A 14,069-nucleotide genomic window follows, 5' to 3' on the forward strand; every position below is an offset into this window, starting at 1 on the left:
TTACACCCCAATTCTACACGGGTTCATTGCCAAACTGCTGCCCAGTGAGAATGATTAGAAACGACCACTGACATAATCGCGGGTTAAGGGATGCTGTGGCCTTTGAAAAAGTAAGCGCGTGGGGGCGTACTCAATCAGTTGTCCCACTGTCTGTCCCTGACGATTGGGTTGCAGGGCTAAAAAGGCTGTCCAGTCAGAAATCCGTGCTGCCTGTCGTAGGTGATGGGTTGCCATAATCAGGGTGTAGGTTTGTTTGAGGTGACACAGACACTCCTCCATGCGGCGGGTTGCAGCAGTATCAAGCCCCATGCAGGGGTCATCCAGTAACAGAATCTCCGGTTGCAGGGCGATCGCCCGCGCCAGACAAAGGCGTTGTTGCTGCTCTAGGGATAGCTCTAGTGCCGGCTCGCCCAAATGATTCTTCAGAGTTTGCCACAGATTCACCTGTTCCAAGGAAGATTGCACAAGGGCATCGAGATCCCCTTGATAGCCATGCACCCGAGCACCAAAGGCGACATTTTCATAGATTGATTTTGGAAAGAGACTCGGTCTGCTGAAAATCATCGGCATACGAGAGCGCAGTTGCGATGCATGCCACTCCTTGAGGGCGTGCTGCCGATAGCGAATTTCGCCAGTCACATGGAGATTCGGAAAAAGTTCAATAAAGCGGTTCAAACAGCTTAACAGTAAGCTCTTACCAGATCCAGAGGCACCGATCAACGTCACCAGTTGTCGTGGCTGAATCGTGAGGCTGACATCGCTGAGCAGTGGTTGACTGCGATAAAACACGCTCAGTTGGCGTACCTCGAGGAGGGTATTTTGACCAACGGCAATCGGGTCAACAGCAGTCATCAGCAGAACCTCGGCAGAGGCGTCACTACCACTCTAAACAGTAATGTTGGCCTACAGCTTAGCGTTCCTGAAGCTCCTCAGGGGAGGGATGGGCCGGCGCTGGCAATGAATCAGGAAGACCGCGGTGGGCAGTACGCTCAAAGCCATGCAGGATCACATAAAAACAGGGAATGAGAAAGAGGGTGAGCAGTGTTGCCACAGCCAACCCAGAAAACACAACAATGCCAAGGGGCTGCAAAAATTCTGAGCCTTCGCCTAGCCCCAATGCCAAGGGGAACATTCCCACCACCGTTGTAATTGTGGTCATCATAATTGGGCGCAGACGGGCAGGGGCAGCTTTGCGAATGGCTTGGCTATGGCTACAGCCTTCCTGTCGGTAAATCTCATTCGCTAACTCCACCATGATGATGGCATTGTTGACGACAATCCCCACAAGCAAAATGGCACCGACAATGACCGTGGCGCCAATGGCCGTCCGTGTCAGGTACAAGCCCCAAATTCCACCGGCCAAGGCCAAGGGAATCGTAAACATAATCACTAGGGGGTCAAGCAACGAGTTGTACTGTACCGCCATGACCACAAACACGAGAAAGGCCGCCAAACCGCCTAAGACCACTAAGGCCTGTTGCAATTGCTGATTGGCTTGAGCCGCCGTACTTGGCATCAGGGACACGCCCGGCGGAAACCCCAGATCGTTGAGAATGTCATTCACTTGGGCAAGGGCAGCACTGAGACTGGCACCTTCAACAAGATTGCCCGCTAGCATAAAGACCTGCTGCTGGTTAATGCGGCGGATTTCACCGGGGGCTTGACTGGGTTCGATGCGAGCGACATCCCCAAGGCGGAGGGGACGGTTATTGGCGGTAAAAAGGGGAATCGTTGTCAGGTCAGTAGGCGTTTGAATGCTTTCACTGTCTAGTTGGACACGAATATCCACTAGGCGATCGCCCCGTTGCAGGCGAGTGGGCACAAACCCCTCCAAAGCTGTTTGAATTGTCTGGCCAAGGTTGAGGGTATTCAGCCCCAGTTCGCTTACCCGCTCCCAATCTGGCAAAATTTGAATCTCTGGCTGGCGAGGATCCGCATCGGGGCGAAAGCGCACCAATGTGGCTTTTTCATCAAGGACTTGCAGCACTTGGCGACCAAAGCGGTTGAGGGTCTGCTCATCACTGCCCCGTAACATCACATCCACATCGGCACCGCGCACCGGCGAGTTGGTAAGAATAATGCCGCGCACTTGGCCAGGACTCAAGCGCAGCCGCACCCCTACAAGGTTGAGTTGATCAAGGGCTTTCGTCGCTTCCGTAATATAGCGATCCACGCTAACACCACGCCGCAGAACAATGGTGCTATTAGCTCGCAGGGGATTGGCAATGGTATTCGTGCCAAAGAGGGCACCGCCAGTTGTGGTAAAGACCGCCTCCGTGCCCGGTTGAGCCATCAGCACCTGATCCACTGCCTCCATGACACGGCGACTGGTGGGCAGGGGGGTTCCCGGTGGAAAAATGGCCATGAGGTTAACTTGACCCGTATTAATGCGCGGCAGCAGTTCTTGGGGAATTTGCTGAGCCAAAAGCCAACTTCCTCCCCCTAGAAGGGCGATCGCCAGCCCCACCACCAGCCAGCGTGCCCGTAGCACTTGCCCCAAGGCCCATTCATAGCGCCCCGTCAGCCAGAGGAACTTTTCATTAAAAAGGCGAATAAACGCGACCTGCCGTAGGCGATTTTGCACCGGCACCCCCAAAAGGCGGGAGGCCAAGGCCGGCACGACCGTGAGTGCCACCAGCAGCGATGCGGCAACCGCAAAACTAATCGTTAAAATCAACTCATTAAAGAGCAGCGCAATCAAGCCCCCCAGCAACAAAAAGGGCAAAATAGCGACCAAGTTAGTGAGGGTAGAGGCCAAAAGCGCCGATTCAATGCCTTGGCTACGCCGTTTTACCTCCTCAAGGTACTGTTCTTGGCTCATGTGGTGGGGGTCAATATCCGCCAAGGTTTCTAACATCACAATGGCGTTATCCACAACGATGCCAACCCCAAGGGCGAGTCCACCCAAGCTAAACACATTGAGGGAGAAGTTAAATAGCCCCATCAGCAACATCGCGGCCATCGTTGACAGAGGAATGGCCAGCAAAATAATCAGGGTTTGCCGCACCGAGCCAAGGAACAGCAGCACCGCGATCGCTGCCAACAGCGTTCCCGTTAGACCGGCGGTGACCACATTGTTCAGGGAATTGCGGATATAAACCGACTCATCAAGGACAGGAATGATCTGCGCATCGCGGGGCACGAGATTGGCTGCCTGTAGCTCGGCTAAACGCCGCTTGATACCATCGGCCACTTCCACCGTATTGGCTTCCGGCTGCTTGAGAATACTGACTTTAACGGCGGGCTGACCATTGAGCGTTACAAATACCCGTTGTTCAGCACTACCATCCACCACTTGCGCCACATCCCGCAGATAGACCCGCTGACCATTGGCGCCTGTCAGCACCACATCCTCAATTTCACTGGTATTACGAAACCGTCCCACTGTGCGGGTTAGGGGTTCTGCCATCTGGCCGCGAATGCGCCCCCCAGAGACATCTTGGTTGCGATCGCTGAGCGCCGTTAAAATTTGGTTCAATCCTACGCCCGTGGCCTGCAATCGGTTCAAATCCACAAGAATTCGTATTTCTTCGGTGGTGCCCCCAGAGACGTCCACCCCTGCCACACCGGGGACAATACTCAGTTCGCGATCCAAGTCCTCATCGGCAAAGACCCTTAACTCGCGGCCACTAAGGGTTTCTGAGGTCAGTGCAAACTCATAGACCGGCAATTGCGACGGATCAAACTTAAAGAGGCGCGGCGACTCAATAATATCGGGCAAGGTACTGCGGGCACGATTAAAAGCAGCAGTGGTCTCATTTAAGGCCTGATCAACATCGCCACCGGGTTCAAAAAATAAATCAATACTGACTTGACCTTCACGGGTTTGGGAATAGACCTGTACCACTCCCTCCGTGCGACTCAGGGCTTCCTCAAGGGGCTTGGTCACCTCCTCAACAGCAACACTAGGCACCACCCCCGGAATATCCAGCCGTACCCCAATGCGCGGGTACGTAATCGCCGGCAACAAATCCACTTGCAGCCGCATGAGAATAAAGACCGCCAACACAATGACAGTCAGGGTCAGCATCAGGGTGCCGATGTGGCGGGTCACCGCCAAGCCGCTAAAACTAAACCGTGGGGAGGTCATATCAGTTCAACTGGTGTAAACGTGATCCCTTAGACACCGCTACTCTAACAAATCGTTTCTGAGCTTTCATATCCACACCCAGCGATCGCGCCCCCCATGTTTCGCCTTATACAAGGCCTGATCCGCACGAGGAATCGAGTCACTGATCACCTGTTCCCCCGGTCGAAAAAGCGTGCCACCCAAACTAATGGTTGCAGCCAAAAACTGCTGATCTCCTAGTTCAATTGGTTTGCTTCTCACCACAGCGCAAAGTTTCTCCGCCACCGATTTGGCGTGGTCCTCGTTTAAGGCAAAAAACAAAAGGACGAATTCTTCGCCGCCCCAGCGCACCAAAATACCGTCTTTGCAAGCCTCTAACACCTGCTTGGCTCTTGCTGCCAATGTGCGCAGGACAACATCCCCTTGATCGTGACCATAGGTATCATTGATGCGCTTAAAGTAATCAATGTCGAAAATCATGACCGCTAGGCTCGTCTGTCCGCTTGCCGCTTGGGTTTCGTAGGCTTCTACACGGCTCAACAAAAACCGGCGGTTGTAGGCGCCAGTGAGGGGATCCAACCACGCCAAGGCCAACAGTGCCTGCTCCCGCTGGCGCATATCGGTGATGTCCGAAAAAATCCACACGCGCCCCAGCCTGCCATCCCCTTGGACGGGGTGGGTATCAATGAGCACTGTTTTCTCACCAAGCTGACATTCCCCCTTGGCACTAAAGTTAGCATTGGTACCCAAATCCGCAAAAATGCGCTCTAGCTCCTCACGGTTATCGCAACGTTGCCGTGCCTGTTTCATGTGCTGCGCCACAAGGGAAATGGGATGGTTGCCCGGCGGTAGTTGCAGCCAGTCACTGGCATAGGCGTTCACCATTGCCGTAGTGCCATCCCCTTTGATGAGTACCAAGCCTAGGGGAACAGTGTTAAAAATATCTTGAAATTGTACTTCAAAAAGAAAATTTTGCTGATTCCGGTAGTGATCCGCCAATAGTTGCCGATAGAGGGCGGCGATGTATTCCTTTTGTTGGGTCACTCGCCCCAAAAGGTTGGCCTGCGGATTAATCAATAACAATCCTTGACGCCATTGTGCGGGCTCACCACAGGGCAGGTAGACCAGTTGTTCAATGCGGTCTAGATAGCACAAAAAAATTGAGGGCAGTTTTTTCTGTAATAAAGGCGTCAAATCCACAGCAGCAGCCGGCAGGACGTCTCGCCACGGACACCGCAGCTCGATTGGCGGAAAGGGGGTTGCGCTGCTTGTGGTGATGATTTGGGCGCGATCGCCCGCCTCATTCACTGTTAGGGCAAGCACCAGATCCACCTGAAACCAACTGGCAATTAAGTGGCAAAAAGCAGTAATGCCATCGGGTGTGGGCAGAAGCTGGTGGGAGGAGTGTTGCTGCAACTTTTTAAGCATGCCCTAGTTGGCGTATATGACATATTTTCTGAGGAGTGGACCAACAACCTCAGGATGGGTCATGTGGGGCAGATGACCTTGGGCGTCAATCCAGTCAAGGGTACTTTGGGGTAGGGCTGCCTGCAGCCACAGGGCCACCCCTTGGGGCACAACAAAGTCGTCGCGGTTAAAAATCAGATGAACCGGTTGCTTGACCTTGCTGATAAAGGAGCGGGTATCTGCTTCAAAGATCATTTGTAGGGTACGCAGGGCAATATCGGGCTGCAAGCGAAAGAGGGTTTGCGAAAAATTAGCCAAGCGGTGCTCGTCGGTCACACCAAACATCAGGGGAGCAAATCCCGCTGCCCAAGCTTGGTAGTTGGTGACCATTGCCTCATAAATCGACTGTAGGTCTTCCGGCAGGAGGGTGCCGGGATAATTCTCCTCTTTCAGGTAATAAGGGGAGGGGCCAATCCAGATGTGTCGCCGAAACAAGTCAGGTCTGGCGATCGCGGCAATTGCGCCAATCATGCAACTGACGGAATGACCAACATATATGCAGGATTGGACACCAAGGCTATCTAGTAATTCAATGAGATCGTCAGCATAACCATACAAATGACTGTGTCTTTGCAGGTCGTAGCGGCGCAACGTGTCTTCATCGGAGCCACAGCCTGCAAGATCATAGCGAATATAGGTGAAGTCCTCAGGCAAGAAAGGCATTAGGTAATCCCAAGCGCTTTTATCGGTACCAAAACCGTGTCCTAGAACAACAGGAACTGTCCCCCACTGGTCAATTTGGACGTATGGCTTGAGAGACTCGGAAACACAAGCAACTTGGTGTGTCATTGGTATAGAAGTTTCGCACTAATAAGCCAATTAGTTAAAATTTTTTAATTTTTAGGGGATGAATTCAGTTAGAAACCTTAAGGGCAATGCTACAAAAAGCATAGCATCTACGAGGAATCGTCCTAGGTGATCTAGCAACCCCCTTTTTCCTTGAGAAAGCAATCTTTAACAATTCCCTATTGACTAGAAAACTGTTGCCGCAGCCGTCGCAGCGCAGCCCCTGTGCCTTGGGTTGCCGTCTCTTCGAGGACAGCACTCATCAACGCTACTAAGTTAATGTCTGGAAAATAGCGGCTTTTGGATCGAGGGACATAGGTCTGGCCATCGAGAGCATAAATGCTCAAGCCCGTTGACGTAAAGAGCCACACTTCAGGAACGCGATAAAGAAGGTAGTCCTCAGCCACTGTATAGGTGGTGACATCAATCTCAATCACCAAATCGGGTGGCGGATCGGTTTGCCAATCAATACGGTCTTTGCCGACGGCTGCCGTCCAATTGTCAATATAGAAGCAATAGTCAGGCTCAATGCCACCCATCTCAGGAATCTCCATGGTGATCGGCGTAAAGGCTTCGTAATTGCGCTCCTCACTATCCAGCAAAATTTTGACAACATCGGCAACGATATTCGCTTCGCGGCCATGACGGGGTAAGGGACTCATGAGCAAAATTTCCCCCCGACGAAACTTGATGCGGGGAATCGAACCATCGCCACGGCTGTTGCGGAGGCAACAGTAATCTTGCCACGTACCCGGCATGCGTAGGACACTGCCGGGGGGAAGAATAATTTTGGCTGGAGAAACAACCGCATACATGGCAAGGTATATCCACAACAGGTCTAGTTCCACTGTGCCACAGCATCAAGGTTGACGCGCTTTGCGGTTGCGGATCGCGCAGACGGTGTTCCCCTTGCACTAGCCTAGAAAAGGCAGAGATTCAGAAGAGACAAAGATGCAAGACGGGCGTGTGATTGCCGATTCAATTTCGCCAGCAGGGGTGCGCTTGGTGACGCTGCAACTAACGTATCCGCGTTTTATCCATAGTGAACTTCTCACCCATCGCGTGTTTTCCCGTAATTCCGCCAGTTCGCGGGCAGTACCGGTCACAAAAATGATGGCGCAGGTGGAAGAGGATCCCGTGATTCCCTACCATTGGGGACAAAACCAGCGGGGCATGCAGGCGCGCCAAGAGAGTGAACACAAGGAGGCAGCAAAGGAAATTTGGTTGAAAACCCGCCTCGCGGTTCTTGAGGGGGCACGCCAACTCCATGAACTAGGCATTCACAAGCAGGTGGTGAACCGCATGCTGGAGCCGTGGATGTGGATGCAAACGGTGGTGAGTAGCACGGAGTGGGAAAACTTTTTGCGCCTGCGCAACCACCCCGATGCCCAGCCCGAAATGCAAGCCTTGGCTAAGCTGATTCAGCATTTACTGGAAACCCATGAACCGACACCCGTGGCGGTGGGGGATTGGCACCTTCCCTATATCGATCCCAGTGAGCGCGAGCAATATAGCCTTGAGGAGTGTAAGTATATGTCTGTGGCACGTTGTGCGCGGGTGTCCTACTATCTGCGGGATGGCCAACGCAGTGACCCCGCCTCTGATCTGGCGCTTTATCAACGCTTGGCGGGGGCAGAACCGAAGCACCTGTCTCCCCTAGAACACGTGGCAGAATGCATGGGCGATCGCCAGCCCTATGCCAATTTTGTGGGTTGGCGGCAGTTGCGTTACTTTGAGGAGAGAAAATCAGCACATGCCCCCCAATGATCCACGATACACTGAGTAGCAGAACACACCATCGTCTGAGTTGACAAGAGCGAGGAGCGCAGCCATGGACGTTGCTATTAACGTGAAACCCATTCTACTGGCCATTACGCCGGTGTTTATTGTGCTGTGTTTGGTCTTTGGCACCCGCAATGGCTTCTACGACACCGATAACTACCACGGCAACGGTTCTGCTCACTAAAGCTAACCAAGGAGGGTGACTGTTCGTCATTCATGATCGAGTGCCTCAACTATGGGGTGGGTCACGCAGATGAGGGGGTGTGCATTGGCTTAGGAATTGGCACCTATCGGATTTTGCTGGACTGTGGTGTGCCGTCCCTTGATGTTTTGCCCCTTGATGAAATTGAACAGCATCCCTTTGACTTGGTCCTCTGTAGCCATGCCCACGCGGATCATGCCCAGAGTCTGTTGGCACTCCATCGCCGTTTTCCCCATATTCCCATCTATGCCAGTGAGGTCACGACCCAGCTTTTGCCCCTCAATTGGCCGGATGAAACGGTTCCCCCTTTCTGTCGTGCTTTGCCTTGGCGATCGCCCGTTGAGTTTGGGGATGGCCTGACCGCCGAACTCTTTCCTGCAGGGCATTTACCGGGGGCTGCTGTTTTTGCCCTTACATACCAAGACCCAAACCCAGAGCAACCGCCCCTGAGCGTGGTCTATACTGGGGATTTTTTCCTCTCCCATACTCGCTTTACGGAAGGACTACCCCTTGCGGATCTGCGAGGATTGCAGCCGGATGTGCTGATCATTGAGGCCAGCTTGGGCACCGCGCGTCATCCCCACCGCCGTCAACAGGAAAACCAACTGGCAGAACGCATCCGCACGGCGGTTGATCAAGGCTACAATATTCTACTGCCGCTGCCGCCCCTCGGTACCGCTCAAGAAATTCTCATCCTACTGCGCAGTCATCATCTTTTTACGGGACAGCCGATTCAAATTTGGGTCACGCCAGCGATCGCGCGCGGCTGTGATGCCTACCTCACGGTGTTGCCCCATTTACCCACGGCCATTCAAAATTTTGCCCAACACCAGTCCCTCTTTTGGGATCAGCGGGTCAAACCCCAAGTGCAGCCCTTAAGCGATTTGGCGCAAATTCGAGGCGACGCCCCCACCATTGTCCTTGTGGAGGAGGATCAAGACCTGCGTCCCTACGTGGCTCAGGGGAAACGGCCTTGGCTCGTGCTCTACCCGCGTCTGCGCTATGGTCAGCCCTTTCGGGGCGGTGATCCTACCTTAGCCAGCTTGCCCAATGTGGAGGTGGATACGTTTTTACTTTCCCTCCATGCCGATGGCCCTGCAACGACGCAACTGATTCACAATATTCGCCCGCAGCATGTGGTGCTTATCCACGGCGACCCCAACTACCTTGCTGATTTAGCCAGCTTGAATGAATTGAGCAACCGCTACCATCTGCACACCCCCACCAGTGGTTCAACGATTCAATTTCCCATTGGTCAATTGACACTTTCGACGCCGAGTTCGTTGGTGCAACTGGCCTATGAGGGGGAGGTGAGTGAGTGGAACGATGAAGCGATGATTCGTTTACCCGCATCTATTACCACGGATCCGCGCTGGCGACGGTTGGCGGATACGGGCTTTGTCCTTGCCTCATGGCAGGGGGAGCAGTTGCTGATTCGCGGTATGACCCCCAAGGAAGTGCTGGGTGGGACATCGGCTTCGATCGCCCCCGATCAGGAGAGCTGTTTTAATTGCCAGTTTTATCGCGGTCAGCGCTGCTGGAACGAGGCTTCTGCGCTCTACAACTTCAAAGTGGCACCGGAGGGCTACTGTCCAGCCTTTGAGCGGGCAGAAACACAACCGGAACCCGAAAGCTAGGCCCCTTGGACCTGCCGTCGCAGGGTGACCGTCGGACTTTCGGCGCCTGTTTTGGGGTCAATAGCGATCGCCATCAGGGCAATGGAACGTACACTCGCGGGCACATCAATGTGAAGGACGGTTTGCCAGTAATCCCCATAGCGATAAAAATCAAACTCCACGAGCCAGCGGGGGCCAGCAATTAACTCTCCCGTTTCGCCATTGGTGATCCACACCTTGACAGAGCAGCCCCGTTGTGTTGCTGGCAAATTCACCTTGAGGTGCAGCGGCGATACCAGTGGCTCTGGTGACAGCAGGAGCTGGGGGGGGGTCAATAGATAGGCGCTCTTAGGATTCCTAGATGCTGGGGGAGTAGCTTCAACGGGAGGTGCCAACTCGGCTAACTGTTGCAATCGCAACCAAAATCGCTCTTGGCGATCAATGGGCAAATCCCGAGGCGGCGGTACGGTAACGGCAGATAGGGGCTGGCAAAAGCTAGGCAAATCCACGACAACAGGGGCTTTTACAGGCTTCAGTTGGGGCGGTAGGGAAAAGCCGCTCACTGGCACAGGTTCGAGAGTCCTATCCCCTAAGATGGGCAACTGCGGGCCAGCGGGTGTTTCGCTCTTAGGTGGGGCGGGTTGGGGGGGCGCAGAGACGGCAGGAATCTCCGGTGCCGGTAACACCGTGACCATAAAGGCTTGCACTTGGCGAAGATCGCTGTGCTCTAGGGGTTGGTTGGGCAGGAGGCGGGCTTCCCCCACCATGACTGGATAATCGGCCAAGGGGGTGAGTGTACAATGAAACCCCCATTTTCCCTCGCGGGCGATCGCGGGCACTGAGTGCTCCTGCACGACATCGCGAGTAACGGGATTGCGCAAACGAATCACCACTGTACCGGGAACGGCAACTGTGCCCTCTAAAACCAGCGTTTCATCAGCAAAGATCGTATAGGCACTTTGGGGCAGCTCAATGAGCGTCGTGGGCAGCTCAGCAGGGGAGGGTGCTTGCGGCTTAGGGGGGTCGGCAGCTTTCACTGGCTGCTCTGGAACCGCAGGCAAGGTTTCTGGTGCCGGCAAATCCCACTCTTCGCTTTGGGCAAGGACATCAAGGGCGATCGCAAACACCTCTGCATCCAGCACCCCCTCTTGGGCCACACGGCATTGAAATTCCCAACGCCCCGCCTGCAAATACGTAAAGGGCAGAATACCCATGAGTCCTGTGGAGCTGCTGCGGTGGGTGCGGCGTTGGTAGCGCTGCTTGGGCACCCCCTGATCATCGTAAAGATGGGTAATTTGCACTTCCACCGAGGTTTCGGCAACCGGACAGCGCGCCATCAAGCGGTAACTGCCCTCCAAAACTTCCGCCGAGGGTGGTTCTAGGGGCAACCAAGCGCGATCGCCCTCCTTTTGCAGTAAAAACTCCCATCCGCCCATAGCGCATTTTCACTCTCCCACTGCTTAGGATATTGCACAGAAAAGGCCACATTATGCAATCTCAGATGCAAAGTTAAGCCGATGGAAAGGCCACTTGCACCAATGAAACATCATCACTGCCAAAGGCATCGGGTGCTGCATGGCTCTGCCCTTGGGCAATCAACTGGGGCAGCGCCGGCACAGGGTCTTGGGTGTGGGCAACCATGAGCAACTTCCTAAAGGCTTCGAGACCCCAAACCCGATTGTCGGTTGTTTCAAACTCATAGATGCCATCACTAAAGAGGTAGAGAACTGCCGAAGGGGGGACTTCAATCGTGGCTTGACTAAAGGCGATGTCGGCAAACATGCCAATGGGAATGCCCGGTGTCTTGAGGAGAGTCGCTCGCCAGCCATCAGCCTCAGGGGTGAGGAGCAGTGCCGGCGGGTGTCCACCACTGGCATAGGTCAACTGCCGTGTTTGGCGATCGTACACGCCGTACCAAATCGTGAAATACTTCTCGTGCTGATCCGTCATTTGAAAGCCATTGTTGAGGGCTTCGAGGACTTGGGCAGGGTGCAGATAGTCAAATGTGCCGCTCGTTTGCTCTCGCGTGGTGCTGCGCAGGAGGTTCAAGACGGAGACAGATGGCAGAGCAGCCCCCAAACCATGGCCTGACACATCGAGAATGTAAAGCACTAAATAGCGATCGCCAATCCAGAAAAAGTCAAAGCAATCGCCGCCCAACTGACTTGACGGCAAGAAGTAGTAGTTGATTTTGCAGGGGGTTTCTTGGGGAGCTGGCAGGAGCGATCGCACATAATCCGCAGCCTCGTGCAGTTCCGCTTCAAGAAGTTGTTTCTGCTTGAGCAGATCTTGGTTAAGTTGATAAAGGCGCAGACCCGCCTGAATCCGTGCCCGCAGTTCATTGGGGTCAATGGGCTTGGATAAGAATTCATCCGCACCAGCATCCAAGCCCTGAATGCGATCCTCCAGTTCCCCCTTGGCGGTCAGCAGGACAAAAAAACTGCGGGAGAGTTCCTGATCCTGCTTGATTTGACGGCACACCTCTAGGCCATCCAGTTCGGGCATCATCCAGTCGCAGATGATCAAGGCGGGTTTCTCAGCGGTGGCGATCGCGATTCCCTCACGGCCATGGCTAGCAACCGAGACTTGGTAGCCCAGATCCTTTAGGGTTTTGCGCAGCAGCAGTCGGCTGGTAGGGTCATCATCAATGACGAGAATTCGATAGGGCTGGCGATCGCCGCTCATAGCTTCAGCCTGCAAAATCTCCCCCTAGTGTATCCCAAGGCTCCTAGCTATTTTTGGGTTTGCCTCGGATCAAGGGCATCCCGCAGGCCATCGCCGACAATGTTGAAACATAGCACAGTGATGACAATGAGGGTTGCTGGTGCCCAAACTAGCCACGGCTGCAAGACCAAGATTGAGGCATTCGTTGCCAGTGAGAGCATATTGCCCCAAGAGGGATCCGGCTGCTGAATCCCTAGACCAATGAGACTGAGCACCGATTCCGCGACGATGAAGCTGGGAATCGAGAGCGTTGCGGCAATCATCACGTAGGTTGCTGTCTGGGGAATAATATGCCGCACAATAATATAGAGCGATCGCCCCCCCATTACCTGCGCCGCTTGGACAAAGGCCATTTCTTTGATCCCCAGCACCTGACCGCGAATCACCCGTGCTAGCCCCGCCCAACTCACAAACGATGTGATCACGGTAATCAGCAGGAATCGCTCGCCACTACTGAGTCCCACGGGGAGTACCGCCGCTAAGGCCACCAGCAGATAGATGGTCGGCAGTGTCATCAGCACCTCAACACCCCGCATCAAAACGGCATCCAGCCAGCCGCCAAAGTAGCCAGAAATCGCCCCCACGAGAATACCAATCGGGAAGGCGATCGCCACCCCCACAAGGCCAATACTGAGGCTAATGCGGGCACCAAAGAGCAGCCGACTCAACTGATCGCGTCCTTGGTCATCCGTTCCCAACAGATTCAGATAGCCCTTACCCACCGTGCCAAAGAGATGGCGATCGCTGGGGAACCCAGCAAAGATCGTACGTGGTTCAATTTGTGGATTGGTGAGACTCCAGCGGGTCGGTAGGGGCAGGGTAATTTCCAAGAAGCGATAGGGGCTGCCCTTGACAAAAAGGCGAATGGGTGACGGTTCCTGCCAGTCCACGATCAGAGGTCGTTCCCCGGTTTCCAAGTTCACAGGCCCCAAGCGGGTGGGATAGACATGGGGGCCAAGCCACTGACCGTTGGGGGTGCGCCAGTAAATGCGGGTAGGGGGCAGCAGGGCACCCTCCACTTGAAAGGCATAGGGACTGTAGGGAGCAATAAAATCTGCGGCGATCGCCAGCAGGTACAACGTCAGCAACACCCCCAAACTGACCATCACTAAGGGGTTGCGCCGCAACGCTTGCCAAGGGGTCATTCGTCACTCATCTGCTAGGGTACAGCCACTATACAGCCTTTTTTCTATCCTAGGGCTGCTCTGACAGACTCAATGCCGACATGTCTTCCGTATTTTTAGAGAGGCATAATGCTATAGATAAATTTGACTCAAAAATCAATAAGTGATAAATAAAACTTAACAAACCAACATCAAATCCCTTTTCTTGTTAAATAGATTCGGTATCACTATATGATTATACTGATTGCTTCAAACTAACATATTGTTAAAAAGAATACTTTGTGTTTCAAATAAAGTGG

General features: G+C 53.9%; 11 protein-coding genes. 3 read left to right on the forward strand and 8 right to left on the reverse strand.

Features of this window, described 5'->3' with window-relative positions; genetic code table 11:
* Positions 1-54 precede the first annotated feature (54 nt).
* The 5 genes from RHP47_RS12345 to RHP47_RS12365 all read right to left on the reverse strand — a co-directional run bounded on the left by RHP47_RS12345 (position 55) and on the right by RHP47_RS12365 (position 7,137).
* A complete protein-coding gene (locus tag RHP47_RS12345; protein ID WP_149821321.1) occupies positions 55-852 on the reverse strand; it encodes a phosphate ABC transporter ATP-binding protein in 798 nt (265 codons plus the stop codon).
* Positions 853-910: 58 nt separating this feature from the next.
* Positions 911-4,090, reverse strand: a complete 3,180-nt coding sequence (locus RHP47_RS12350) for an efflux RND transporter permease subunit (protein WP_310840616.1) — start codon at positions 4,088-4,090, stop codon at positions 911-913.
* Between the two features lie 66 nt (positions 4,091-4,156).
* A complete protein-coding gene (locus RHP47_RS12355) occupies positions 4,157-5,497 on the reverse strand; it encodes a GGDEF domain-containing protein (protein WP_149821325.1) in 1,341 nt (446 codons plus the stop codon).
* Positions 5,498-5,500: 3 nt separating this feature from the next.
* Positions 5,501-6,199 carry an alpha/beta fold hydrolase gene (locus RHP47_RS12360; protein WP_255451671.1) on the reverse strand — a complete coding sequence of 233 codons (699 nt, stop codon included), beginning with the start codon at positions 6,197-6,199 and terminating at the stop codon, positions 5,501-5,503.
* A gap of 302 nt (positions 6,200-6,501) precedes the next feature.
* Positions 6,502-7,137 (reverse strand): Uma2 family endonuclease, encoded by a 636-nt coding sequence (locus RHP47_RS12365; RefSeq protein WP_286649704.1) that lies wholly within the window; start codon positions 7,135-7,137, stop codon positions 6,502-6,504.
* Positions 7,138-7,273: 136 nt separating this feature from the next.
* Between RHP47_RS12365 and RHP47_RS12370 the strand changes: the two genes are divergently transcribed.
* The 3 genes from RHP47_RS12370 to RHP47_RS12380 all read left to right on the forward strand — a co-directional run bounded on the left by RHP47_RS12370 (position 7,274) and on the right by RHP47_RS12380 (position 9,943).
* The gene (locus tag RHP47_RS12370) at positions 7,274-8,089 is read left to right on the forward strand and encodes an FAD-dependent thymidylate synthase (protein ID WP_149821332.1); all 816 of its coding nucleotides are present in this window, start codon (positions 7,274-7,276) and stop codon (positions 8,087-8,089) included.
* A gap of 64 nt (positions 8,090-8,153) precedes the next feature.
* Positions 8,154-8,288, forward strand: a complete 135-nt coding sequence (locus tag RHP47_RS12375) for a hypothetical protein (protein ID WP_255451743.1) — start codon at positions 8,154-8,156, stop codon at positions 8,286-8,288.
* A 32-nt stretch (positions 8,289-8,320) separates the two neighbouring features.
* A complete protein-coding gene (locus tag RHP47_RS12380) occupies positions 8,321-9,943 on the forward strand; it encodes an MBL fold metallo-hydrolase (RefSeq protein WP_302679583.1) in 1,623 nt (540 codons plus the stop codon).
* Here RHP47_RS12380 and RHP47_RS12385 read toward each other — a convergent pair.
* The 3 genes from RHP47_RS12385 to RHP47_RS12395 all read right to left on the reverse strand — a co-directional run bounded on the left by RHP47_RS12385 (position 9,940) and on the right by RHP47_RS12395 (position 13,791).
* Positions 9,940-11,358 carry a hypothetical protein gene (locus tag RHP47_RS12385; protein WP_286625942.1) on the reverse strand — a complete coding sequence of 473 codons (1,419 nt, stop codon included), beginning with the start codon at positions 11,356-11,358 and terminating at the stop codon, positions 9,940-9,942. The two genes, RHP47_RS12380 and RHP47_RS12385, sit on opposite strands and share 4 nt — an antisense overlap.
* A gap of 73 nt (positions 11,359-11,431) precedes the next feature.
* Positions 11,432-12,607: a PP2C family protein-serine/threonine phosphatase gene (locus RHP47_RS12390; RefSeq protein ID WP_399381629.1), complete on the reverse strand. Its 1,176-nt coding sequence runs from the start codon at positions 12,605-12,607 to the stop codon at positions 11,432-11,434.
* Positions 12,608-12,654: 47 nt separating this feature from the next.
* Positions 12,655-13,791 carry an ABC transporter permease gene (locus RHP47_RS12395; protein WP_149821336.1) on the reverse strand — a complete coding sequence of 379 codons (1,137 nt, stop codon included), beginning with the start codon at positions 13,789-13,791 and terminating at the stop codon, positions 12,655-12,657.
* Between the last annotated feature and the right edge of the window lie 278 nt (positions 13,792-14,069).

The sequence above is a fragment of the Thermosynechococcus sp. QKsg1 genome, assembly GCF_031586415.1.
In the GTDB taxonomy this organism is placed as follows: domain Bacteria; phylum Cyanobacteriota; class Cyanobacteriia; order Thermosynechococcales; family Thermosynechococcaceae; genus Thermosynechococcus.

What these genes read in the sequence shown, in the direction of transcription:
- RHP47_RS12390 (WP_399381629.1), bottom strand. Translation starts at nt 12,607, where the DNA reads ATGAGCGGCGATCGCCAGCCCTATCGAATTCTCGTCATTGATGATGAC.
- RHP47_RS12350 (WP_310840616.1), bottom strand. Translation starts at nt 4,090, where the DNA reads ATGACCTCCCCACGGTTTAGTTTTAGCGGCTTGGCGGTGACCCGCCAC.
- RHP47_RS12395 (WP_149821336.1), bottom strand. Translation starts at nt 13,791, where the DNA reads ATGACCCCTTGGCAAGCGTTGCGGCGCAACCCCTTAGTGATGGTCAGT.
- RHP47_RS12355 (WP_149821325.1), bottom strand. Translation starts at nt 5,497, where the DNA reads ATGCTTAAAAAGTTGCAGCAACACTCCTCCCACCAGCTTCTGCCCACA.
- RHP47_RS12380 (WP_302679583.1), top strand. Translation starts at nt 8,321, where the DNA reads ATGATCGAGTGCCTCAACTATGGGGTGGGTCACGCAGATGAGGGGGTG.
- RHP47_RS12345 (WP_149821321.1), bottom strand. Translation starts at nt 852, where the DNA reads ATGACTGCTGTTGACCCGATTGCCGTTGGTCAAAATACCCTCCTCGAG.
- RHP47_RS12370 (WP_149821332.1), top strand. Translation starts at nt 7,274, where the DNA reads ATGCAAGACGGGCGTGTGATTGCCGATTCAATTTCGCCAGCAGGGGTG.
- RHP47_RS12375 (WP_255451743.1), top strand. Translation starts at nt 8,154, where the DNA reads ATGGACGTTGCTATTAACGTGAAACCCATTCTACTGGCCATTACGCCG.
- RHP47_RS12365 (WP_286649704.1), bottom strand. Translation starts at nt 7,137, where the DNA reads ATGTATGCGGTTGTTTCTCCAGCCAAAATTATTCTTCCCCCCGGCAGT.
- RHP47_RS12385 (WP_286625942.1), bottom strand. Translation starts at nt 11,358, where the DNA reads ATGGGCGGATGGGAGTTTTTACTGCAAAAGGAGGGCGATCGCGCTTGG.
- RHP47_RS12360 (WP_255451671.1), bottom strand. Translation starts at nt 6,199, where the DNA reads ATGCCTTTCTTGCCTGAGGACTTCACCTATATTCGCTATGATCTTGCA.